Source organism: Pedobacter folensis (genome assembly GCF_056490665.1).
The window spans coordinates 1,497,605-1,523,115 of the sequence record NZ_JBWJIF010000001.1; the positions used below are offsets into that span (position 1 = coordinate 1,497,605).

Below are 25,511 nucleotides of genomic sequence, written 5' to 3' on the forward strand. Positions count from 1 at the left end.
AGATAAAACATACTGAAATAACAAAATAGAATTTGGTTTATAAAAGTAAGTAAAAAACTGATCAATAGGTAACTGGTTTTTTACCTTTTCATCAAAATCTTAATCATTTTAAGCTTCAACCAAATAAGAAACTGATTGTAAACCCTTTAAATTATTCAGCGGGTTAAATCTTTTAGCTTATCTACGCTATTAAAAAAATGAAGGATATTTAACAGGATTGGCATCATGCATCATCTGGTAAATGGTTTCAATAACATCATCAACCGATGGTTTACTGAAATAATCACCATCTGATCCAAACGGCGGACGATGTGCTTTAGCCGATAATGTTTTCGGCTGACCATCTAAATGGAAATAACCTTTTTGTTCTTCCAATACCTTTTGCAGGATATATGCTGATGCACCTCCGGGAACATCCTCATCCACCACCAGTAATTTATTGGTTTTGGCAAGCGAGTTGACACAAACCTGTGTGGTATCGAAAGGCAATAGTGTTTGCGGATCTATAATTTCTACTGAAATGCCCAATAAACTCAATTCTTCTGCCGCTTCCTGGACAATTCTTAATGAAGAACCATACGAGATTACCGTAATATCAGTTCCTTCTTCTAAAACCTCAGCTTTGCCTAATGGAACCGTAAATTCGCCAACATTAACCGGTAGTTTTTCTTTAAGCCGGTAACCGTTTAAACACTCAATTACTACTGCAGGTTCATCAGCCCTGAAAAGGGTGTTGTACATCCCGGCAGCCTGGGTCATATTTCTGGGTACACACAAATGCATCCCTCTTAAAGCACCTAAAATCATGCTGATTGGTGATCCTGAATGCCAGATTCCTTCCAAGCGATGACCACGGGTACGCACAATAACGGGTGCCTTCTGAATCCCTTTGGTACGGTATGAAAGTGACGCTAAATCGTCGCTCAGTACATTGAGTGCAAAAATTAAATAATCCAGGTATTGTATTTCGGCAATCGGCTTTAAACCCCTCATCGCCAAACCAATACCCTGCCCCATAATGGTCATTTCTCTGATTCCGGTATCGGTAATTCTCAGTTCACCGTATTTGGCCTGTAAACCCGCAAAACCCTGATTTACATCACCAATATTCCCTAAATCTTCTCCAAAAGCCACCAAACGCGGATCGCGGGCAAAATTTTCGTTAAAGCAGGCATTAAGCACTTCCCTGCCATCAACCATTTTCGATTGCTCATCATAAGCCGCGTTAACCACTGCAATCATATCCGGGCTTTCTTTACCGTTAGTATGCAGTTTAGAATTGTAACGGTCGTAATTAAACCTAGCCTGTTGTTTGTACCATGCCAGCAGCTCATTCCGTTCAGGAGAGTTAAAACTAGCCGATAAACGTATGGCTTTCCGGGCAGCAGTAAAAACTTCCCTTCGCTGTGCATCCGCCGTTGAAGCCAGGCTTGCTGCAATTTTAGCCAGCTCAGGTTGATGTTTAGCTACACCACTAATTAAATCAACTACTTGTTTTTGTTCGGGTTTAATACTATCCAAAAACTCATTCCAGGCTTCTTTTTGTGCATTACGTACAAAAACCTTTGCTTCTTTTTCAATTTCTGCAATTTCCTCTTCGGTTGCTACCGCCGAATCGAGCATCCAGGCACGCATTTTCAGGATACAATCGTGCTCGGTTTCCCAGGATAAACGGTCTTTTGACTTATACCTTTCGTGCGAGCCAGAAGTAGAATGTCCCTGGGGTTGAGTAAGTTCGGTCACGTGGATTAAAACAGGTACATGTTCGTCTCTACAAACATGTATTGCTTTTTCGTATACCTCGCATAAAGCGGGATAATCCCAGCCTTTTACTTTATAAATTTCATATCCTGGCTGATCAGCATCACGCTGAAAACCTTTTAACACTTCAGAAATATCTTCTTTTGTAGTCTGATATTTTGCCGGAACCGAAATACCATAGGCATCATCCCAAATCGAAATGGCCATCGGTATCTGTAAAACACCTGCTGCATTAATGGCTTCAAAAAATACCCCTTCAGAAGTTGAGGCATTGCCAATGGTACCAAAAGCAACTTCATTTCCGTTTACCGAAAAGTTTTTCAGGTAATCGAGCTCTTTATTTTGTCTGAATAATTTAGAAGCATAAGCCAAACCAACCAAACGGGCCATCTGGCCACCTGTTGGAGAAATATCTGATGAGCAGTTTTTAATCTGCGTTAAATCGTTCCAGCTGCCATCTTCATTAACTGATTTTGTTGCAAAATGGCAGTTCATCTGCCTACCGCCCGAAAAGGGATCTGCTCCTTCGGTTGGATTGGCGTAAAGCTGTGCAAAAAATTCTTTAATGGTAGAAATGCCTGTAGCAAAGGCAAAAGTTTGATCGCGGTAATAACCCGAACGCCAGTCGCCGTTTTTAAAAGCTTTCGCCATAGCCACCTGGGGCACTTCTTTCCCATCGCCGAAAATACCAAATTTAGCCTTCCCTGTTAATACTTCTCTACGGCCTAAAACGCTGGCCTGCCTACTTTCAAAGGCTATTTTGTAGTCGTTTATCACGATCGATTTAAAATCGTTAAAACTGAGTTCGGAAGCATCAATAGTGTTGGTCATCAATTTTTCATTCGGCATAGTAATCAAAGATTGGTTGCGGCAAATATATACAAAATTAAAAGTTTGCCTTTATCCTCCATTGTAAAATTATATATGGATTTGTAAAATATATTTGGAATAGTTTTTGTTTTAATATGAAAACATTAAATTTGTTTTAGAATTTAAAAAATAAAATACAACCACATAACATGAAAAAGATCTTAGTATTATTCGCTTTTGTTTTAGGTTTAGGTATTGCTGTAAATGCACAAACCAAGCCTGCAGAGTTTAAATTTGAATCGGAGACGCACGATTTCGGTAAAATTGTTTTGAACAAACCAGTAACATACGATTTTAAATACACCAACGTTGGCGAAGAACCTTTAATTATTACCAAAGCTGAAGCAAGCTGTGGATGTACTGTGCCTAAATACACGTCTACTCCATTGAAAAAAGGTGAAACTGGTGTAATTTCGGTAACGTTTAACGCTGCTGCTGGTCCATCTAGTTTTTCGAAAGCCGTAACCATTACTTCAAATGCTAAAACACCAATTAAAGTGCTTTACATTAAAGGTGAAACGGTTGCCGCAGCTTCAAAATAATTTTTTAAACGATAATATTTAAAAAGTCCCGATTTTCATCGGGACTTTTTTATTTTTGTGCCATGCCAAAAATTTCACAAAAAGGCGTGCAGATGCCTGCATCGCCAATCAGAAAGTTAACTCCATTTGCAGATCAAGCTAAAAAAGATGGTAAAAAAGTTTTCCATTTAAATATTGGTCAACCCGATATAGAAACACCTGAAGGAATGTTAAACGCCATCAAAAACATTGATTTTAATGTTTGGGCTTATACACCATCAGAAGGTACACTTGCATACCGTTTAAAATTGACCGAATATTACAATAAACTGGGTTACAATATTACACCTGAAAATATTTTGGTAACAGTTGGTGGTTCTGAGGCCATCACCATAGCCATGCAAACCTGCGTAAACGAGGGCGACGAAATTATCATTCCTGAACCTTTTTATGCCAACTACAATGGTTTTGCCTGTATGAGCAATGTGGTGGTAAAACCAATCCTTTCTTATATTGAAAATAGTTTTGCCTTACCGCCAATTGCCGAATTCGAAAAATTGATTACAGAAAAAACTAAGGCGATCATTATCTGTAACCCCAATAACCCGACTGGTTATTTATATTCAAGAGCGGAATTAGAGGCGTTAAAAACACTTTGTGTTAAATACGATCTGTTTTTATTCTCTGATGAAGCTTATCGTGAATTCTGCTACGATGGAAGGGAATTTATTTCTCCAATGCATTTAGATGGCTTAGATGAAAATGTGGTCATTATGGATACGGTTTCTAAACGTTACAGCGCTTGTGGTGCACGTTTAGGTTGTTTAATTACCAAAAACAAGGAAGTTATCGCATCAGGATTAAAATTTGCGCAGGCAAGATTAAGTCCGGGCATGGTTGAACAAATTGCGGGTGCAGCGGCTGTAGATACACCGGATAGTTATTTTGAAAAAGTAAATACCGAATATACTTTACGCCGCGATACTTTAGTTGGCCGGTTAAATCAAATAGAAGGCGTTTTCTGTCCTAATCCGGGTGGTGCATTTTACGTAGTCGCAAAATTCCCGATTGATGATGCGGATCAATTCTGTCAGTGGATTTTAGAAGATTTTAACCACAATAACCAAACGGTAATGATGGCACCTGCAACGGGCTTCTACTCTACCCCAGGTTCTGGTAAAAACGAAGTGCGTATGGCATACGTATTAAATACAGATGATTTAAACGCAGCTATGGACTGCCTGGAAGTAGCCTTGCAGCAATATCCTGGAAGAACGGTATAGTTTGCAGTTGGCAATTTCCAGTTTTCAGTTTTAGATGCCAAATATTAGTTTACAGCTATTATTTGGCATTTTATTTGTATATTTGTGTTCGTTAATCTGTTTGATGTGTTGCCAAGACCAGGCAGCTGCAAACTGATAACCGCAAATTGAACTGGGGCCGTTCTTGGATTTGACAGGGTGGCGAAGGTTATGTTAGCATGCAGTGCGTTGTACGGAGAGCACTTAAAGTGAACGTTCACATTTTAGTTGGCGAAAATACTTACGCCTTAGCTGCTTAGTTTAGAACTAACTAGCTTTTGTCCCTCTAACTGCTGCATTGTTGGGTTAGAATCCGGGGCATCGAAACAACAAAGCTGGCTTTAAGGAGATACGACTTAAAGTGAGACAAAGTATCTAAGGATTTAAATAAGGTCGGTTTTCAGCCCGTTTATTTCCCTAAAATCAATTGAAAAATAAGCATGTAGAAGGTATAATTTATCTCACAACTGGACAAGGGTTCGACTCCCTTCGGCTCCACTGGAATCAGTAACAAAATTCACCAAAAAACACTAAAAGCCTGCAAATCAACGATTTGCAGGCTTTTAGTGTTTTTTGGCATTTAGTGGCTTTTTTGACCAAAAAACGCATATGCGAGGTGAGTCAAGCGGTGAGTCAGACTACGAAAGTTTCGGACTCACCGCTTTAGGGGTCTACCGGAAATACACTTAGTAAGTTAAAGACTATTCTTCTTGGATTTAAAAAAGTAAAATCATTACATTTGGCTTGCTGATTTTGGGTTTTCCTGGCCCGAGAAGCTTAACCAAACTGGCTCTATGACAGAAATGTCGTCTATAATTGAGAAATCACTTTTAAACGCTTTAATCGGAGGCGACAGGAAAGCATTTATTCAAATTTATGAATATTATTGGCTACCGTTATTGCTTCATGCTGAACGGATGTTGAACGATGAACAACAAGCTCAGGATGTGGTTCAGGATGTTTTTGTCATGCTTTGGGAAAAAAGAGACACCTTGATTATTCAATCCTCCATTAAAGGTTTTTTATATGCCGCTACTCGAAATCGGATTCTCAATATTTTCAAAAAGGAAAAGGTAAAAGCGAACCATTTTAATACATTGGCCAACTCCGAGGAATCCGAAACCATACAAACCGATCATTTAATACGTGAAAAGGAACTTGGGGCATTGATAGAAAGTGAAATTGAAAAATTACCACCAAAAATGAGAGCAGTTTTTCTGCTAAAGCGTAAAGACCAATTGTCCTACAAAGAAATTTCAACAACCTTAGGCATTTCTGATCTAACGGTGAAAACACAGATGAATAAAGCCATTAAGATTCTAAGATTGAGATTGGAAGGCTTACGAATTTTATTTTTCTAAATAAATTAATTCTCCAATACAACATTGCCTTAAGCAAATTGTCCTAAGTATATAAAGGAGAATTTATTTTGGACAAAAACAAAGATCAGCTACTCGAAAAATACCTGTCAGGCCACTGCAGTGAAGAAGAAAGAGCCGCAATAGAACAAGAATATAACCACTTTGCCAAAAGTAAAGAGAATCTGATTAAGCCTGACCAAAATCGGTTAGCGCAAACCAAACTGGCGATGTGGTCTCAGATAGATACTCGTACTTCTCTAAAAAAACACAATTATACTGGCAGATGGCTTATTGGCGCAGCCGCATCACTCATCATAGTATTTGGACTGTATTATTCTTATCGGAATACTGAAGTCCCCCTACCAGCAGGTAAATCAGCTAAACACCTAACGAGTATTCCTCCAGGTGGCAATAACGCGACGTTAACATTGGCCAGTGGTCACCAGATTATTTTAAACAACCTAAAAGATGGAGCGATCCAACAGGAAAATGGTGTACGTATCCAAAAAAATAAAGATGGAGAATTAACCTATGTATTCGCTGCAGACCAAAACCAGAATGTAAACTCCTATAATACAATTACCACACCACGAGGTGGAAAATATACCGTTAAACTTGCTGATGGTACCCTCGCGATGCTTGATGCGCAATCTTCTATACATTTCCCTGTGGTTTTCCAAGGTAAAACAAGAGCTGTTACCACGACAGGTCAGGTTTATTTTGAGGTAGCCCATGACCCAACAAAACCTTTTATAGTAACTTCTGGCAAACAAAGCATTGAAGTTTTGGGCACACACTTTAACATAGAAAATTATAATGAAAAAGGTGATGCAACTACAACCCTCATTGAGGGAAAAGTTAAAGTCCATTTTAATGGCCGTACCGCAGTTTTAAAGCCTGGTCAACAATCAACTGTAAATGCTATGAAGCCAGAAATTATCGTCGGCACTGTTGATGATATAGAGGAAGTTCTTGCCTGGAAAAATGGATTCTTCAAATTTAATGATGCCGATGTTGTGAGTATCATGCAGGAACTGAGCAGATGGTATGATATAAAAGTTCAGTACCAGGGCAATGTAACTACTAAAAGATTTTCTGGTAAAATTTATCGAACCTTAAATTTCGATGAAGTTTTGAACATCCTGAAGTTTTCTAAAATAAAGCTAAAACGGGATGGGAATACGATAACCGTTACCAATTAACTAACCAAAACCAAACTAATAAACTATGCAACTCATCTACACATAAATCCACCTGAGCATTAAAATATAAAAACCGCAAAAGTGATGCAACACTTTTACGGTAAGTTTTATTGAGCTCCCCGTTTCTAATCAAGGATTAGAAACGCCAATCTTAAGAAAATCAAGAATTTCAACTCAAACCACTAAGTTAATGAAAATATATTTTTTGTTGGCCAAAATCAAGTATTGGCTAAACTTTATTCCACTCTATATGAAATTGAGTACACTTTTATTATTTATTGTAATCATGCACACCAATGCAAAAAGTGTTGGGCAACAGATTACAGTAAACGCAAAAAACCAACCACTACAACAATTGTTTAAGGTTATTGAAAAGCAAAGTGATTACGTGTTTTTCTATAGTCCTACAGATATAAAAGAGACAAGATCTACAGTATCTGCAGTCAACCAAAACATTGAGGCAATCATGGAGCAATGCTTGAAAAACTCTTCCCTGATTTATAAAGTGGTGGGCAAAAACATTATCATCTCTAAAAAGGATGAAGTATTAAGCCCTGTGGCCGACATTGTTATCAGAGGAAAGGTAACCGATACTACCGGCCAAGCCCTTCCCGACGTAAGTGTACTGGTAAAGGGAACTACCCAGGGTACGAGAACAGACAAAAACGGAAATTTTATGTTAACCTTAAAAGATAGCAAATCTACGCTTATTATATCGTTGATTGGCTATTCAAGTAAGGAAATCAATGTAAGCTCAAGTGGTGTTTTAGATATCGTACTTAAAGAAGCAGCAAATCAGTTACAAAATGTAGTTGTGGTAGGTTATGGTAGCCAGAAGAAAGAAAATTTAATCGGTTCAGTGGCCCAGGTAATTGCCAAAGACATCAATAACAGAACAGCTCCATCTCTTTCCAATGCCTTAACTGGCCAACTACCAGGGGTAACACTAATTCAAAGGAGCGGTCAGCCTGGTTCAGATGGGGCCAATATCCAGGTGAGAGGATTAGGATCATTTGGTGCCAGCGCAGTTCCGTTTATTTTGGTTGACGGTATTCCGGTAAATTCTTTTAATGATATCAATCCCAATGAAGTAAGCAGTATATCGGTATTAAAAGATGCCTCCACTGCCGCAATCTACGGATCAAGGGCTGCCAATGGTGTTATTTTAGTCACGACCAAAACAGGACAGGGGGCAGATGGGAAATTAGTAATCAACTACAATGGTTATGCAGGTTTCCAAAAACCTACGGCCTATCCAAATTTCGTGAATTCCACAGATTATGCCCGACTAATAAACGAGGCTCAGCCAGGTACTTACTCTGCGGCAGAAATTCAAAAATTTGCTGATGGAAGCGACCCGAATAATTATCCGAATTCGAATTGGATTGATATGGTTTTCAAAAAATCGGCATTTCAAACAGGTCACAACCTTAGTTTTGCAAATAACACCAAAAACACGCAATACCTGGTCGCGTTCGGATTATTAGATCAGGATGGAATTGTAGCCAAGAACAATTATAACCGTTATAACCTTCGATTAAATTTAACCAATAAAATATTAGACAACTTAACCTTAACGTCGAGAGTTAGCGCAGCCCAATACAGTGATAACCAGCCTGCCCCACCGGCCAACCTGGATTTTAATGATATGTTAACTGCTATTGGTCAGGCGGTAAGGACCCCTCCCACTTACGTAAACCAACTTACAAATGGCGATTATGGCCTGGGATTTATTGGCAAAGGCACCCCATTCACCTATTTGAATAATGAATCATTCTATAAAAACAAACAAACTGACCTGTTAATTAATGAACGTATAGATTATAAAGTTATACCAGAACTCACCCTTTCTGTTATTGGCGCTTACACCCAGTTAAGCGGCACAGAAAAACGCTACCTGTCTACGCAACGGCTTAATTCATTGGTAAATACTGGCCCTGGTAACTTAACTCAAATAAGCACGCTAAACTATTATAAAACATTCCAGCAACTAGCAGAGTTTAAAAAGAATTTTGGAGCACATCAATTGGGTGTTTTAGCCGGGCATACTTTTGAATATAACTATAACAGCCGAAACGCAGCAAGTAGAGGAAATTACTTTACCAATGCCTTAACAGAGCTTAATGCAGGTGATGCAAGTACGCAAACCAATAATGGCACTGCAAGTGAGGCGGCATTAGATTCCTATTTTGGCCGTTTAAATTATTCATTTGCGAATAGATACCTGGTAGAAGGTACGATACGGTACGATGGTTCTTCCAGATTTGGACCTAGCAATAAATATGCTACTTACCCTGCGGTGGCAGTGGGATGGCGAATCTCAGAAGAGAAATTCTTGAAGAATAAGCTTTCGTGGCTAAATGAACTGAAATTTAAGGCTTCATACGGTACATTGGGCAACCAGAATATCGGAAATTATCCTTACCAGGAATTATTAGTATCAGGTTTTAATTATTCATTTGGCAATGTTATCTATCCAGGTGCGGCATTAAATAATGTTGTAGACCCTAATATTAAATGGGAATCAACCCGTACAAAAGATATCGGTATTGAAGGTACCTTATTTAAAACACTGAATTTTTCGGCAACTTATTTTGATAGGTACACCTATGATATCCTTGTAGTGCCAACGGGCAGTGTGTCGCGAGTGCTGGGCTTTTCGCTTAGCAATGTAAACTCTGGCAGTTTAAGCAATAAAGGTTTTGAATTTACTTTAGATTACCGTAATAAAATTGGTGAACTCAGTTACAATGTGGGCGGTAATTTAAGCATTATTACCAATAAAGTACTTGATTTGGGTGTTGGCAACGTCAATCAGCCAAATGGCTTGGTAGGTAATGGAAGTACTATTTTTATAGGTTACCCGCTAAATATATACTATGGTCATATTGCCGATGGTATATTCGTTAATCCGGCTGATGTGGCCAGCTACCCCACTCAGACAGCAATTAACCCTACGGTGCAGCCAGGAGATATTCGGTATAAGGACATTAGCGGCCCCAATGGATTACCGGATGGTAAAGTAGACGCTACCTACGATCGTACCTATCTGGGGAGCCAAATTCCCAAATATACTTTCGCACTCAATATAGGACTTAATTACAAAAATTTCGATCTACAAATCAACGGACAGGGTGTGGCCAAAGTTAAAGGGCAGTTAAATGGATATGCTGGTTTTGCCTTCTTTGGAAACGGCAGCATTCAACAATACATGGCTGATGATCACTGGACAACCAATAACCCTAACCCTAATGCAAAGTACCCAAGGTTACAAGTGATACCTAATGCGGGTACACCAAACACACTAGCTTCGTCCTTTTACTTGTTAGATGCAAGTTATTTTAAAATTAGAAATATCCAACTGGGGTACACATTGCCAGCAACATTGTTCAAAAACACCCTTATAAAAAGTTTAAGGATCAATGCCAGTGCACAAAATGCCATCTCATTTCATAAATACCCTAAAGGCTGGGATCCTGAAATTAACAGTGGCGGTGCTTATTATCCGATTATGGCTAATTACACTTTTGGACTAAACGCGAATTTTTAACCTTACACTCCTCGACAAATGAAGACTCAATGGCTTTTAACTAATACCCTAAACGGAAAAGTAAATCATAGAGGCATCATCAAGGACAAAAAAATAAACAGATGAAAAAATATATTTATTCATTGAGCATTGTCATCTTATTAACTGGCTCAATATCGTGCCGCAAACAACTCGATACCACACCATTAGATAGTTTTGCTAACGAAACCTTCTGGACCACTCCGCAAAACGTGCTCATAGCACTTACAGGCGTTTATAGAGGAAACATACAAATGCTCACCATTCCCGCAACAGATGTTGAGTTTAACCCTACAGACTGGTGGTCCTACAACGGACTCTTGTTTACTGAGTTTGCTACCGATAATGTATATGATAGAAGAGGTGATAATTCAGCTTATAATACACTCACTAATGGTGCACTAACCAATTCAAATGCGAATTTGAGCCAGGTTTGGAATTTTAGCTACGGTAAAATTGCGAGATGCAATTATTTTCTAGAAAACATCAGTAAAGCAACTTCCTTAGATGCTAAGTTACTTAAACGTTATATGGCGGAAGTCAGGTTCATTAGAGCTTGCCAGTATTTTTATCTTTCCCAACATTTTGGATCGGTACCATTGGTAACTAAAGTGCTTACCAAAGAGGAAGCCAATACCGTAAAAAAGGCATCGGTGCTAGAGGTACAAAATTATGTTGAAAGTGAGTTAAAGACAGTTATCCCGGATTTACCTAAATATGGCGCAATACCAGCATCCGAGAAAGGAAGAGCAAGTGCGCAGGTTGCAATGGCTTTTTTAGGCCGTTTGTACATGGCAGAACAAAAATGGGCTGATGGCGCCGCAGTTTATAAACAGATTATCGATTATAACGAAAATATCATCGATCCCAAATTTAGCAGCCTGTTTGATGGCACCAACGAGAGCAGTAAGGAAATCATCTTTGCCACACAATATCAGCAAGACCTGGGACCAAATTCCATGCTCTTGCATATGTATCCGGCAGCTTTAGGCGGTTATCATTTATCTAATCCCTTGGGTAACCTGGCAGAATCTTACGAATTTAATGATGGCACACCTTTTTCTTTTACAGATCCACGTTACAATCCTGCCGACTTAGGACAAAATCGCGATCCAAGGTTAAAATATACGTTGCTTTACAATGGCCAGTTGTTCAAAAATATAATTTATGACTGCCATCCCGACCATACCTCTTCACCAGATCAACTTACAACAAGTAAACAGGCTACCCGTACGGGCTTTGCACCACGCAAATTCCTTGCTGAAACCTTTGGCGGCAGTAATTTAGCAAATAGTGGTATCGATCTCCCTATAATTAGATATGCAGAGGTATTATTGAGTTACTTAGAATGTCAGCTAGAGGCTGGCTCAGCTATCGATCAAACATTACTAGATGCAACCATTAATAAAGTAAGGGGCAGAGCCGACGTAAACATGCCTAAAGTAACTGAAACCAATCCTGCCAATTTAAGAACCATTCTAAGAAGAGAAAGAAGGAATGAACTTGCTCTTGAAGGTATTAGGCTGTGGGATTTGTTAAGATGGAAAATAGCTGGAACGGTTTTGAAAGGAAACTTTTACGGTGCAGCCTATCCTGGGGCAACGAATTTAAGGAAAAACGGAACAACTGTTGACCCTTACAGCAGGTGGTTTGTAACAAGTAAAAACTTTAGGACCGGTCAGGATGAACTATGGCCAATTCCACTATCAGAAGTAAGTATTAACCCAAATCTTAAATAGTATCATTATTTATAGAGCGTGTTCTAAATGCAATATTATTTAGGTCTGTACCTGACTGAATTAAAAACTTCATTTGGACATGCTCATTTACATCATCAATATGAATAAATTTATTGCTACAATCTTTTTTGTACTATCTGGCTTTTCCCTTAATGCACAAAACAAACCTAATGTAATTATAATTTGCGCGGATGACCTGGGTTATGGAGACTTAAGCTGTTATGGCGCAACCAAAATCCATACGCCTAATTTAGATGCACTGGCTAAAAACGGATTACGTTTTACCAATGCGCATGCTACAGCATCAACCTGCACGCCATCTCGTTTTTCACTAATGACAGGCCAATATGCCTGGCGTAAATCCGGAACCGGGATCTTGCCCGGCGACGCTGCCTTAATTGTACCTACTGATGGTACCGCTTTGCCTGCGATATTTAAAAAAGCGGGTTACACTACAGGCCTGGTTGGCAAGTGGCACCTGGGTTTAGGCAATCAGGTAGAAAAAGACTGGAATAAGGAAATTGCTCCCGGACCAAGGGAAGTTGGATTTGACTATTCATTTATTTTCCCCGCAACAGCAGATCGTGTGCCTACCGTATTCTTAGAGAACCAAAAGGTAGTTGGGTTAGATCCTAATGATCCGATCACGGTAAGTTATGGTAAAATGGTTGGAAATGACCCTACTGGCAAAGATCATCCCGAATTACTGAAGATGTTTCCATCTCCGAACCAGGGTCATAACCAAACCATTGTAAATAACATTGGTAGGATCGGTTATATGACAGGTGGTAAACTAGCCCGTTGGACAGACGAGGAAGTGCCATTAACTTTCTTGGCAAAAGCACAAGAATTTGTCGAAAAACACCAGGCTCAGCCTTTTTTATTGTATTATGCTTTAACAGAGCCACATGCGCCCAGAATGCCTGCAACGATGAACAAAGGTAAAAGTGATTTAGGTTACCGGGGAGATGTGATCTTGCAATTAGACTGGGCTGTGGGAGAATTGATGAAACGTTTAAAATCTTTGAAATTGGATAAAAATACCATCGTCATTTTTACCAGCGATAATGGCCCTGTACTTAATGACGGGTACCTCGATAAAGATGTAGAACAGCTAAATGGCCATACACCAGCTGGGGTATTAAGAGGAGGAAAATATAGTATTTTAGAAGGAGGCAACAGAGAGCCTTTTATTGTTTCCTGGCCTAAAGAAATCAAACCTGGAGTAAGTGACGCTATGATTTCGCAGGTTGATCTGGTTAAATCATTTGCCAGTTATTTTAATATCTCTGCTGAACCAATGGATAGTCAAAATATGTGGCAAGCATTGATCGGCAAAAATAAGGTAGGCCGTTCAGTTTTGATCGAACAAAGTAACCAACTGGCCATTATACAGGATAACTGGAAATACATCAGACCTTCGAAGGGTAAAGCATATTATGCCGACACCCATACAGATAGTGGCAATCTCCCTACTGCACAGCTTTACAACCTATCTAACGATTTAGGGGAAAAAACCAATCTTGCGGATAAATATCCCGAGAAAGTTTTAGCACTGGAAAATTTATTAAAAAAGGAAGAGACCAGAGTTAGATAATCCAAGTTGTGGATGTTTATTTCACTATGCCTGCTTCAAAATAATTGACATTTTTTTTGAGCAGGCATAGGTTATTAAATTCACTTCTGTTATGAAAATGATGCCTTGTTCATCAATACGCGTTCCACTCCAGGCAGAAACTAAAAATCATCGGCAGCATTACGAGTACAAAACAGGAGGATTTATCCATTTTTGGCCCTTATCTCTTTCCTCCTTCCATCGGATGTTCTTTCAATAACTGTTCTGTTGTATAGAAATCTTTTTTCCCCTGGGTGGCTTTCCTCACGGCTTTCACTTTCTCCGGAGAAATAGCTGCCCCGTTATTTCCGAATGAGTTTCGAAGATAGGTTAGTACGGCCGCCACTTCATGGTCTTTCAATAACTCGCCAAACGGCGTCATAGGAACCTGGCCGGTGTATTTTTTGCCATTTACCTCTATCGGTCCCATAAGGCCTTTCAGCACCAGTTTGATTAGCCTTTCGTCACTCCCGTTTACCCATTTACTGGCTGCAAGCGGTGGAAAACCAGAAGCTGTGAGCCCTTTACCGTCAGCCTGATGGCAGGTTTTACAATATCCTTCTTTGTTATAAATAATCCTCCCCTGGTTAAACAAGGCCAGTGTAGGGCCTTTAAGTTCTGTTTTTTCCTTTTTCTCATATTCTTCTGCCAGATTTTTTCCATTCAAATGTGCCACAGCAGTTTTATAGGCAGGTACCATCCAACTATCCATAGGCATTTTATTGGCCTCGGCTAAAACAGGAAGCCCCTTTTCCTTACCTATCCATGAAGCCGCTACGATAGCCATCAACCTTACCCGGCTATTTTTATCCCTGGAGGCTTCCATCAATAAGTTGGCCTGGTCTGGCAGCTGGTGTCCGGTATACCGTACTACCTGCACTGCGGCAGCTCTTGCACGATAATCTTTCGCTTTTAATAGCTGTTTTAAAAGTCGCTGATCTACTTTGTTCATTCCCCAGCTCACCCAAAGGCCTTCAAGTAAATGATGTTCATAACGGATGTCGCTGGTATCCAGTTTCGCTATCCAGGTGGTGAGTTTAGCCAGTACCTGAGCAGCATTACGGCCCCTCAGTTCTCGGCGGGTACGGTAACGGGTGCGGTACTCGGGCAGTTTGAGGTTATCCAGAAGTTCTTGTATACTGGCACCAGCTATCTTAGCCGGTTTTACTAAAGGCCTTGAAGGATAGGTAATCCGGTAAATCCTTCCATGCGAATGATCGCGCAGGGGATCCCGAGCATTGTGCTGCATATGCCCAATAAGGATATTATGCCAATCGATCACGAATAATGAACCATCGGGTGCAAACTCCAAATCTACAGGGCGGAAATTAGGATCATTGCTCACCAGCAAATCCTGACGGAAACGGCTTTTATAACCTGTGCCGTCATCTTCCAGGGTGTGTTCTTTCGTTCCCAGGAAACCAATGGTATTGTTGATCAGGAAGTCTCCCTGGATGTGATCAGGAAAATGGCGGCTGGATACAATTTCAATACCTGATGTTGGCCGTACCAGATGCGCCTGCTCAATCAGTTGTTTTGATTTGTGTGTGGCCTGCCCATATCTTGGTAAGATTGTTCCGGGGAGCATCCAGCGAAAATCAGGGCTGGATGTTTCTGCAAAAAAAGGCTGTCCCCAATCATCAAATGTAATACCCCATGGATTTGGAATGGCCATTTGCGCCGTGCGCTCGAGTTTCCGGCGTATAGGATCGTATCTGTAAAAGCCGCCGTTGGTTGCATAAACAGGTCCGTAAGAAGTTTCTACATTTGTACGGAGAAACACGCCTTCGCCCGAATAAATGGCCCCTGAAGGATCTGTTGTGAAGGCATGACTGCTATGATGCGAGTCGTGGTCATCAAAACCGCTTAACAAAATTTCTTTCTTATCTGCTTTATCATCGCCATCGGTATCGGTCAATAAGATTAGATTAGGCCCCTGTGCTACATATACGCCTTCTGCGGCAATCTCAAAACCGAGCGGTAAATGGAGCCCGTCTGCGAAAACAGTTTGTTTATCTGCCTTTCCATCCTGGTTGGTATCTTCGAGAATAATGATCTTGTCGTTGGGCTTAGCATCTCCTACTTTATATTGCGGATAGCTGGGCATAACCGCAACCCACAGCCGTCCTTTATTATCGAAGGATAACTGTACAGGTTTGGCCAGGAAATTAAACTCCGTTTCTGAAGCAAATAATTCCACCTTGTATCCCGGTGGCACTTTCAGGCTGTTAACAGCCTCTTGCCCGATGAGATATTTAAGGTTACCGTTTTTTTTGCTGGGTGTATAGTTGGTTTTAACCTCAGGCAAGATGCTGGTGTGTTTATCAGCCGCTTCCAGGTCCATTTTCTCCCCTTTAGCCGCCAGCCAGATCGCCGTGTCCCTAACTGCTGTCATCTCCCGGATTTTCTTTATTTCAGCGGGAAAATTGTCTGGTCCATAGGGTTTATACCTGCGGCCATAAACGTGTACTCCATTTGGAATTTTGAAATCGTTCAGCCACATCCAATTCTTTTCCATCACGGCATCGTGCACCAGCTTTCTGTTGTTTTCTGCAGGGGAAGAACTTTCTCCAAAAATCTGGTCTGCCAGCAATTTCCCGAGTTTTTTATAACCTTCTTCATTAAGCTGGGAACCATCGATGGTTAAAGGCGCCGCAGTATCCTGATACCATTTTAATGAAGGGTTGAATACATCTACAAAGCGTACCTGATTTTGCGAAGCGATCTCTTTCATTGCAATCGCATACAGCTGGATATTTTCATTTTCCTTTCGACCATCCGGCAGATCGTAGCTGCTTTTGTGGCTAAGGTCTTCAAAAGCGATAGGCGAAACTATCACGAGTTGTGGCGCTGAAGTACCATTGTATTTTTGCTTCAGGGTCCATTTAATAAAAGCATCAAGTTCTGCTTTGTAGTTATCAAGTCCGGCTTTTCCGGCGAAAGATTCATTAAAGCCAAAAAAGGAGATAATCACATCTGTTTTGAGCCTGCTGAGCCATTGATCGGGCGTCTCAAAAAAACCTTCACCCGGGTCCTCCATTTCTAATGTTCCTCCGGCATCTTTGCTTTTTACCAGGTTTGCCCTTTCGATCTGGAACTTTTCTGCACCCGGGAAAGCCCATGGAGAATTCCTGCCAGCATGCGGCCGGAAACCAGGCGTTTCACCTTCGTCGCACATGTTGCGGATGAATAATTCATGCGTTGGAAAACGAAGCTGCAGCTCTGTTTCAAAATTATCATAATTGATCATCCTTGCCCCCAAATTGTTGCCGATGATTGCAATACGTGTTCCCTTGGCAATGGCCAGTGGCGTATCTTTATATTTAAAGGCATTCATAATTACCGCTGCAGGTACAATTACGAACAGGCATAATATGCTAATTTTTATTAGTCTCATGATCGCTGACAGGTTTATTTAGCTACACGGTAAGGTACCTGGATATCCATTTTACCCTTCCATTTCTTTGGTACTTTCAGGCCCAGTTCGTCGTGAATGGCATTGATCACAAGCCGCTGAAAAGATTCTATCCTGAAATCTTCAGGATGGCCAAGAGTGGTCATAAAAATCTTTCCACCAAAAGAATTGGTACCCGTCCAGGCAACAGGATTGTCGACCGCTGCTCCCTGCGGATTTACGGCTTTGCCCATTAACAATGAAGTAGAGCCTTTTAATGGATAGTCTGGCACAACATGGTACAACCAGGAACGAACATGAAAATCTTTTGCTACGCCAGTGAGTATAGGATTACCTGATGCTGTAGGAATGATGCTCACATCTGTGCTGCTATTGTGGCCATAGTGGGTATGTTTGGCTTTTCCGCCCCAACCCGGAGGAGCGTTCAATGCAAATTCTCCGAAGGCATTCCATTTTTCGCTAACATGCCCTTTGGGAAAATTGAACGCATGTGTAGTCGTGCGGAAGCCCATCACTGGTTTTCCAGACTTCAGATAGGATTCAATATGGGCAAGCTGTTCGGCGGGGAGTCTTCGCCAACGCAAATAGAACACAACCAGGTCTGCATCTTTTAATACTTCCAGCCCTGGAATATTTTCTTCACTGTTGTGGTCTGGAGATGATTTGAGTACAATAGTCCTCATGCCATAGTTTTTTTCCAGTTCTGCTGCAATAATGGGAAGGGTTTCTTCACCGCTATATTCATGGTCTCCGCACACAAAAACAACAAGCGGCTTTTTAGTCTTTTGAGAAGATGGCGTAGAGAATAATACGGTACTAAGGGTTAACAATAAACCCACACAAAAAGTATTCATCTTTATAAGAATTTAGTGATTATCATATAAACGCGTTTCGATTATATATACTATTTAAATCTGGTTGCTGACCTGCAAGTACTGACAATACATTCCTTATGGTAAGCAGGCACATCTGCTTGTATGTGGATGCAGTAAGACTGGCAGCGTGCGGCGTAACAAGTGCATTTGGGTGTTGTACAACGGCTAGGCTCTGCAGAGGCGGTTCATCTGGTAATACATCTGCAGCAAAACCAGCAATAGTCCCTGCGTTCAATGCGTCAAGAAGTGCTACATGATCTATCAGTGCCCCCCTTGCCGTATTGATCAGAAATGCCTTTGGTTTCATTAATGCCAGTTGCGATACGCCGATGATCTCATTGGTTTCATTGCTTAAAGGCAGGTGAAGGCTTACTACATCCGATTGCTGTAATACTTCGTCCAAAGGCAGGTCCTGTACCGACCTACTCCAGCACAACACTTTCATGCCGAAGGCATCTCCCAGTTTGGCTACCCGTTTTCCGATATTCCCCAATCCCAGTATGCCAAGGGTTTTGCCATTCAACTCATCACCAGCATATTGATTGCGCCAGTTCCAGTTATTCTGTTTAACATGAATTACTGAACTGTGCATATCGCGCATTAACATCAACATTAAAGCGAGCGTATGCTCTGCAATGGTCGCCGCGTTACTGCCCGGGGCATTGATCACCCTGATCTTTCTGGCGCTTGCTTCGTCCACATCCACATTATCCAGGCCAACACCACATCTGGCTGCTACTTCTAAATGCGGACAAGCGTCCATCAAGGCCTTATCTATGTGTTTTTTTCCCCTTGTAATAATCGCATGTACTTCCACATTGTTCAGCGTATCTTTTAATCCGGCTTCATCATATCCTGTGAATACATTCACAGTTTCCTGCAAGAGGGCTAATGCTTCTTCTGCGATAGTTTCCAATAGCAATACGTTTTTCCTCATGGCTTGTGATGATATAAGGTCGCGTCGTCTGATTTGAATCCTCTGAAATCATTCCTTTTTGAAATATACAAGCCCTCTTCATACAGTTCATCTTTAAAGATACGGTCATCCACCTCGGCTCCTGGTATAGAAGAAATTTCTACCAGGTTACCAGCAGGATCACGCACAAACATCTGCATGGCACCATCAGGTAGCTTTCTTACTTTTCCCCAGGGATTTACATCAATAGCGTTCAGTTCTTTCATGCGAAAAAAGATGCTGCTGAAATCGTCTACCTGTACACAGATATGCCCGCGAAATGAAGTACGGTCTTCCCATTCCGAAATATGCAACTGCTGTTCATCGTTAAATTTGAAAAACATCACCGGATAATCGAACCGAAAAGCGGCGAGTGGTTCAAGACCGAGTTCCTTTGTGTAAAATTCGCCTGCTTTTTCCAGGTTATCTACTATGAGTGTAACATGGTTAATTTTTAATGCTTTTGCCATACGTAATGATCTAAACCGATTGCTTAAACTGTTTCACAAAATCCCAATTAGGGGTCAGGCCCAATCCCGGGGCGGTGGGTGCGCTGATCTCACCATTTACAACAGCGATCTGTTCGTTCACCAGATCGTACATCATAGGGTTTCCACCCAGGGAGAACTCAATAATGGTTGCGGAAGCCGAAGCAAATGCCACGGTTAAGCCTGCCATAAAAGAAAAGGCAGAACCCCAGCAATGGGGCGCCAGCTCCACCTGATGCACACTGGCCAGATGGCTTACCCGCATGGCCTCCGAAATGCCTCCAATGATAGCCGCATCTGGTTGTACCACATCTATCGCCCTTATCTGTAAGAGATCATGGATATCAAAACTGGTAAACTCACTTTCGCCTGCGGCGATGGGTATATCGGTAGCAGCTCTCACCTCTGCAGTTCCTTTCCGGTTATCAGGACTGATGGGCTCTTCGAACCAATACACATTACAGTCTTCTACGCCTCTGCAAAATTGCTTTGCTTCAGGCACACTGAAGGTTCCATGTGCATCTACCATCAATTTGATATCCGGCCCTAGTGCAGCCCTTGCAGCCTTTACCCTGTTTATACTTTTCTGCACGGTATCATCCATCACCCCAACACGCATCTTCACCCCTTTAAATCCCTTATTCACGTAGCCCATCAGCTGTTCGCCTATATTTTGCTCATCCGCCCAGCCTCCACTCGCATAAGCGGGCATTTTCGTTCTGCAGGCGCCACCCAGGAGATCGGTTACAGGGACATTCAGCATTTTCCCCTTCAGGTCCCATAATGCGGTATCAATGCCGCTCATTGCGGATATGGTAAGTCCCCTCCTGCCAAGGATTGGAAATTTTCTTCCCCTTGATAAGGCGTAATGGTCTCTTGTCCCGTTGTACATTTCTTCCCAAAGGCGGGTGATATTTTTCACAGATTTGCCAAGCAACATGGGCTTCAGCTCATTTTCAATACAATTTACAATGGAAGCACATATTCCGCATGAGCCTACTGCGGCTTTGGCTTCACCAAATCCCTGTAATCCAGAATCGGTGGTGATGACTACAAGGGTCATGTCAAAGCTGGTGAGCAATCCATAGTCTGAAACATGCTGTTTTGCTTCAGGAATTGGACAACGCAACCAAAATGCTTCTACATTCGTTATTTTCATTAGGATATCTTTTATCGGTTATTAATCTCTCGTAGGCCTATTTTTTACCCGTATTTATTTGATTCTTGTGTTTAGATGAGCTTTGATAAAGTATGATAGGATGCTTTGGTAAGCATGGTATAAAATGCATCTGTAACAGAAGAACTGCCATGATCTATCAGGAACTTTTCCTGTTCAGGGCTAAGATTTTCAGGTTTTTCATCAATTGAGCCGGGGTAAGGATTTGCCGGTGTACGGTCTAACGGCGAACAGAACTCTACAGAAAGTGCACCCTTATAATTTACTTCATGCAGGGTATCAACAATCTTTTGCCAGTCGAGATTTCCCATGCCGGGGGCCATCCTGTTATTATCGGCTACATGAAAACCTACCAATCTATCTTTTGCCATTTTAATCGCTTCAAACATATCCCTTTCTTCGATATTCATATGAAAGGTATCAAGGCAAACGCCACAGTTTGGGCCAACTTCTGCCGCCAGGGCCAGCGCCTGCTCTGCTCGGTTAATGAAATAGGTTTCAAATCTGTTAATAGGCTCTATGCCTAAGGAGATTCCAGCGGATTCACTGTACTCATATATTTCCTTCATCGAATTCACTGCCCAGGCCCATTCTTCTTCAGGCCGTCCATCTGGCACAATCTTTCCAACTGTACCCGGAACCACTGAAACCATATGACCATCCAGCTCTTTCACCATATTCACTACATCTTTAACATACTGCACAGAAGCTGCACGTTGCGCCTCATTGCGTGCCAGCAGGTTACGTTCCCCTAACATCAACGTTACTGAGCCCCAACAGGATAGCCCATGTTCTTTCATTAATCTTTTCAGGTCTTTGGTGTTGTACTGATCCGGGGTCCCCGCGATTTCAAGTCGGGTATATCCGATAGCAGAAACCCTTCTTATTGTGGTTTCTATCGTTTCAGCACGCATCCAATTGTGTATCGCGAGTTCCATAACGAGTGATATAAAATTTGGTCAGGTTTATTACAGGCCATGCTTAGTAAAGCCTACATAACAAACATATCCAGATTTGGGTTGAAATAAAAATACTTCATTTGCTAATTTGTGATACTATATTTACCTTAATTCAAAATTTCCGCTCTCAAAACTAATTAATGGTACTAAAATACAGCATATGAAAGCTTCTTACCGACACATATCTACACCTGAGGATGCCAGTTTTGCCATTAAGGAATACCGTCAGCCACGGTTCACCAATACTTTTCATTTTCATCACGGATATGAAATTATTCTGATTGTGAAAAGTTCAGGGCATGTGTATGTGGGTAACAAAGTGATGAACTATAACGAAGGAGAGATTTTTATGTTCGGACAGGGACTGGTGCATTGTTTTTCCAATGATAAATTACCTAAGGATACACCTGAAGAAGTGCATGCCATAATCGTGCAATTCACGGCAGATTTTATGGGAAAGGATTTCTTTGAACGACTGGAGCTAAGAAAGATAAAAGAGTTGTTAGAACAATCGGCTTATGGTATCAAATTCAGTAACGGGGCACCTTCTCTTAACGCACTGTTCTTCCAATTCCAACCCGACCAGCAAATGCGGAACCTGATTCTGTTGCTTCAGGTACTGGAAGAATTATGTCTGCGCAGTAGCGAAGAAGCTTTATTGCTCACTGACGATGTCAGAAAAATAAGGTACAAGGAAAGTGATTCTAACAAACTGGCTTCCATTTTCAACTATGTATTTGAGAACCATCACCATCATATTGATATCAGTTCGGCGGCTTCCATGGCCTGTATGAGCAAAGCAGCTTTTTGCCGTTACTTTAAAAGAAGCACCCACAAAACCTTCTCGCAGTTTGTAAATGAGATCAGAATCAGCCATGCCGCCAAGTTATTGATGGGGAAAGAATATAACATAACAGATATATGTTACGCCTGTGGCTTTGATAATGTTTCTTATTTTAACAGGCAATTTAAAATTCATCAGGGTATATCGCCCAGCGCATACCGCAAAGTATTTATGGAAAGAAACGCCAGCAATCCTTTTTTACGACCTACCCATTGAATTGCGATTACTATTTACTTGAACCAGATGTTTCATCATACATCAGTGAAAGTCTTGCCTATTCCATTTTCCCGCATTTGCAATTAAAACAAACCGATAATGTTAATTGTTGATCTCATAAAAGACTGAAAGATAATCGATTGGTTAAACTTAAAGATAACCAATTTGCCAACGGAAGGTTAAAAATGATGGTGATATGGTCATAAGAAAGGCTTCGGTAAAAGATCAGGTCCATGTTTCAGGAGTATTGACACTGGCATTCAGCACCGACCCGATGGCCAGGTGGTCGTTCCCTGATCCTGCAAAATATTTGGAAGTTTTCGCTTCAATCACGATGGCTTTCGGAGGAAATGCATTTGAGCAGGGAACGGCTTATGTAGCCGATGGTTTCACAGGCGCTGCGCTATGGTTGCCACCGGGTGTTGAATCCGATCAAGAAACCTTATCCAGGTTGTTCGATGAGCATACTGACGACAGGATAAAAGAAGATATGTCCAGCATTATTGAACAAATGGAAAAATTTCACCCGACAGCACCGCACTGGTACTTACCAATGATAGGTGTCGATCCCGCACATCAGGGTGCAGGTACAGGCGCTGCATTGATGACTGAAGCACTCAGGAATGTCGACAGTAGTGGATTAATTGCCTATCTTGAATCTTCCAATCCCAGAAATATTCCATTATATCAGCGTCATGGTTTCGAAGTTATCGGAGAAATTCAATCTGGCAGTTCCCCTGTTTTACGGCCCATGTTGAGAAAAGCGAGATGAACCAATCGCCAGTAATTTGTTCCAAACTTCCAGTGAAGAGATTCGCTGGATAGTTATTTATTCTTGTTCTCAACGCTGGATAGTTACCTGTACTTTTTCCATCGTTTTAATGCTGATCACCAGGTCTGTTTCCCTCACCCCTGATCATGCATCCCATGGTATATTTCTTTGTAAGTGCTGCAGTTGTACATAGAATACTTTTCAGTAGGTTATTTTCTACTGCAGCCATAATACAGGTATCGAGAGGTCACCATCAATTACAGGTAGCAACAGGTAAAAATACGGCGTTTGCGAAATCTACTTACTACACCATAACCTGATGCAAAAGCGGAATTCATGTGGTATAGCTTTTGTAATTTATAGTTACACGCTAAAACAAAGACTTATGACACAGAAAGAATTCAGCGAGACCATCAGCTTTCATGCATCTTCCCTCAGATCGCATGCGCTTAATTTCACCAGGGATCCGGAAGACGCGAACGACCTGCTACAGGAAACCCTGCTCAAGGCGACACGTTTTGTCTCTAAGTTTGAAGACGGTACGAACATTAAAGGATGGCTTTTCGTGATTATGAAGAACACCTTCATCAACAATTACAAAAAAAGCCTAAAAAACCGCGACCGCACCGTTCAGGAAGAAGAGATTACTTCGGCCAATCTTTATTATAGCGCGACCACAAATGGTTCGGTTGGTAGTTTTGCCATGCAAGATATCAATCTGGCCTTATCCATGCTGCCCGAAAAATATGCTGCGCCATTTATCCGCTACTTTGAAGGTTACAAGTACCATGAAATTGCAGATGAGATGCAACTGCCACTGGGAACTGTTAAAACCTATATCCACGAGGCCCGGATACTGCTTAAAAAATACCTCAAACAATACCAGTCATAAACCGAAAAAACTGGAAAGTAGCCAATACCACTTCTTTCCAGTTTTTTATACACCGGGTCAAAATAACAAGTTCCAATTACCTTGAGCCAGTGCGGAAAATACGCGTTTTATAAATAATAATACCTAAATATAATCCATTAGATCTTTTCAATAAAAATATGAAATCTTCTTCTGCCTAAATGGTGAAAGCAGCAACACATCAGTTAAGTATACCCTTGCTATAGGCAAACCGCATGAGTACAGCTGTATTTTTAGCACCAGTTTTATCAATCAGACTCTGACGGTGACCTTCTACAGTCCTTCGGGAAATAAAAAGTTTATCTGCCATTTCCGAATTGGTCAGCCCCTGCCCGATCAGTTGAAGAATTTCAATTTCCCTTGAAGAAAATTCTGATCCTTGTATGTCAATGGATGCCGGAAGTGATTTTTCGATCATCTTATCGAGCAAATTAATCGAAAGGCATGAGCAGATATAGCGCTCACCTGTAAAAATCTTCCAGATTGCAAAAAACAGTTCTTTTGAAGTGACAGATTTTGTAAGAAAGCCCATTGCACCTGCACCCATGGCCTGGTAAAGATGTGATTCATCATCAAGCATGGAAATAATTAAAACAGGAATGTTCAAACCCTTATCCTTAAGAACCTTTACCATGGTTATACCATCCATTACAGGCATTCCGATGTCGGAGACAATCACATCTGCCTGGCAGCCCTGATCAAGGGCATCAATTACCTCCTGACCATTTCCTGCGGTAAAAACAATCTGGTATTCGTTGGTAGATTCCAGAAGCATTTTAAGTCCGTCCCTGATGACTTTGTGATCTTCGGCTAAAATTATTTTTTTCATTATGAATTGACGCAATCGGGACAAAGCTGCGCTGGATTGTCGGAATAGTCATATGCTAAACAACACGCCACATTCCATAAAGTTTTAGATCGTGCCATTCAATTTCCAGAAATTTATACATCTTAACGATTTG

19 protein-coding genes and 1 other RNA gene are annotated in these 25,511 nt (G+C 41.2%); 12 read left to right on the plus strand and 8 right to left on the minus strand.

The features are described 5' to 3' along the window. Positions 1–189: 189 nt before the first annotated feature. Complete coding sequence (locus tag AC04QZ_RS05960) at positions 190–2,610, minus strand: alpha-ketoacid dehydrogenase subunit alpha/beta (RefSeq protein WP_478356979.1); 2,421 nt, start codon at positions 2,608–2,610, stop codon at positions 190–192. 170 nt (positions 2,611–2,780) lie between these two features. On the opposite strand from AC04QZ_RS05960, the gene AC04QZ_RS05965 reads away from it, so the two are divergent. From AC04QZ_RS05965 to AC04QZ_RS06000, 8 genes are all read left to right on the plus strand, one after another. After that, positions 2,781–3,173: a DUF1573 domain-containing protein gene (locus AC04QZ_RS05965; protein ID WP_478356980.1), complete on the plus strand. Its 393-nt coding sequence runs from the start codon at positions 2,781–2,783 to the stop codon at positions 3,171–3,173. Between the two features lie 62 nt (positions 3,174–3,235). After that, complete coding sequence (locus AC04QZ_RS05970; RefSeq protein WP_478356981.1) at positions 3,236–4,435, plus strand: pyridoxal phosphate-dependent aminotransferase; 1,200 nt, start codon at positions 3,236–3,238, stop codon at positions 4,433–4,435. Positions 4,436–4,588: 153 nt separating this feature from the next. Next, positions 4,589–4,954: a transfer-messenger RNA gene (ssrA, locus tag AC04QZ_RS05975) on the plus strand. Positions 4,955–5,247: 293 nt separating this feature from the next. Further along, complete coding sequence (locus AC04QZ_RS05980; RefSeq protein WP_478356982.1) at positions 5,248–5,814, plus strand: RNA polymerase sigma factor; 567 nt, start codon at positions 5,248–5,250, stop codon at positions 5,812–5,814. Between the two features lie 68 nt (positions 5,815–5,882). Continuing rightward, positions 5,883–7,016 (plus strand): FecR family protein, encoded by a 1,134-nt coding sequence (locus AC04QZ_RS05985; RefSeq protein WP_478356983.1) that lies wholly within the window; start codon positions 5,883–5,885, stop codon positions 7,014–7,016. A 190-nt stretch (positions 7,017–7,206) separates the two neighbouring features. Next, complete coding sequence (locus tag AC04QZ_RS05990) at positions 7,207–10,566, plus strand: TonB-dependent receptor (protein ID WP_478356984.1); 3,360 nt, start codon at positions 7,207–7,209, stop codon at positions 10,564–10,566. Between the two features lie 101 nt (positions 10,567–10,667). Next, positions 10,668–12,323: a RagB/SusD family nutrient uptake outer membrane protein gene (locus tag AC04QZ_RS05995; RefSeq protein WP_478356985.1), complete on the plus strand. Its 1,656-nt coding sequence runs from the start codon at positions 10,668–10,670 to the stop codon at positions 12,321–12,323. A gap of 100 nt (positions 12,324–12,423) precedes the next feature. Continuing rightward, positions 12,424–13,920, plus strand: a complete 1,497-nt coding sequence (locus AC04QZ_RS06000) for a sulfatase family protein (protein WP_478356986.1) — start codon at positions 12,424–12,426, stop codon at positions 13,918–13,920. 199 nt (positions 13,921–14,119) lie between these two features. Here the strand turns inward: AC04QZ_RS06000 and AC04QZ_RS06005 are convergent, their stop codons facing one another. From AC04QZ_RS06005 to AC04QZ_RS06030, 6 genes are all read right to left on the minus strand, one after another. Next, entirely contained in the window at positions 14,120–17,335 is a 3,216-nt protein-coding gene (locus tag AC04QZ_RS06005) for a PVC-type heme-binding CxxCH protein (protein WP_478356987.1), read from the minus strand. A 14-nt stretch (positions 17,336–17,349) separates the two neighbouring features. After that, the gene (locus tag AC04QZ_RS06010; protein WP_478356988.1) at positions 17,350–18,207 is read right to left on the minus strand and encodes a ThuA domain-containing protein; all 858 of its coding nucleotides are present in this window, start codon (positions 18,205–18,207) and stop codon (positions 17,350–17,352) included. A 22-nt stretch (positions 18,208–18,229) separates the two neighbouring features. After that, positions 18,230–19,165: a 2-hydroxyacid dehydrogenase gene (locus AC04QZ_RS06015; protein ID WP_478356989.1), complete on the minus strand. Its 936-nt coding sequence runs from the start codon at positions 19,163–19,165 to the stop codon at positions 18,230–18,232. Next, positions 19,162–19,653 (minus strand): VOC family protein, encoded by a 492-nt coding sequence (locus tag AC04QZ_RS06020; protein ID WP_478356990.1) that lies wholly within the window; start codon positions 19,651–19,653, stop codon positions 19,162–19,164. Before AC04QZ_RS06020 ends, AC04QZ_RS06015 begins: the two co-directional genes overlap by 4 nt. A 10-nt stretch (positions 19,654–19,663) precedes the next feature. Continuing rightward, on the minus strand, positions 19,664–20,830 hold the full coding sequence (locus AC04QZ_RS06025) for a mandelate racemase/muconate lactonizing enzyme family protein (protein WP_478356991.1): 1,167 nt from the start codon (positions 20,828–20,830) through the stop codon (positions 19,664–19,666). A 71-nt stretch (positions 20,831–20,901) separates the two neighbouring features. Further along, positions 20,902–21,786: a sugar phosphate isomerase/epimerase family protein gene (locus tag AC04QZ_RS06030; RefSeq protein WP_478356992.1), complete on the minus strand. Its 885-nt coding sequence runs from the start codon at positions 21,784–21,786 to the stop codon at positions 20,902–20,904. A gap of 181 nt (positions 21,787–21,967) precedes the next feature. Between AC04QZ_RS06030 and AC04QZ_RS06035 the strand changes: the two genes are divergently transcribed. The 4 genes from AC04QZ_RS06035 to AC04QZ_RS06050 all read left to right on the plus strand — a co-directional run bounded on the left by AC04QZ_RS06035 (position 21,968) and on the right by AC04QZ_RS06050 (position 24,531). Beyond that, positions 21,968–22,867, plus strand: a complete 900-nt coding sequence (locus tag AC04QZ_RS06035) for an AraC family transcriptional regulator (protein WP_478356993.1) — start codon at positions 21,968–21,970, stop codon at positions 22,865–22,867. Positions 22,868–23,063: 196 nt separating this feature from the next. After that, positions 23,064–23,639: a GNAT family N-acetyltransferase gene (locus AC04QZ_RS06040; RefSeq protein ID WP_478356994.1), complete on the plus strand. Its 576-nt coding sequence runs from the start codon at positions 23,064–23,066 to the stop codon at positions 23,637–23,639. Between the two features lie 155 nt (positions 23,640–23,794). Further along, positions 23,795–23,959, plus strand: coding sequence for a hypothetical protein (locus AC04QZ_RS06045; protein WP_478356995.1), 165 nt, complete (start codon positions 23,795–23,797; stop codon positions 23,957–23,959). Between the two features lie 65 nt (positions 23,960–24,024). Continuing rightward, entirely contained in the window at positions 24,025–24,531 is a 507-nt protein-coding gene (locus AC04QZ_RS06050; RefSeq protein WP_086546942.1) for an RNA polymerase sigma factor, read from the plus strand. Between the two features lie 199 nt (positions 24,532–24,730). Here the strand turns inward: AC04QZ_RS06050 and AC04QZ_RS06055 are convergent, their stop codons facing one another. Further along, positions 24,731–25,378 (minus strand): response regulator, encoded by a 648-nt coding sequence (locus AC04QZ_RS06055; RefSeq protein ID WP_478356996.1) that lies wholly within the window; start codon positions 25,376–25,378, stop codon positions 24,731–24,733. Positions 25,379–25,511: the final 133 nt, after the last annotated feature.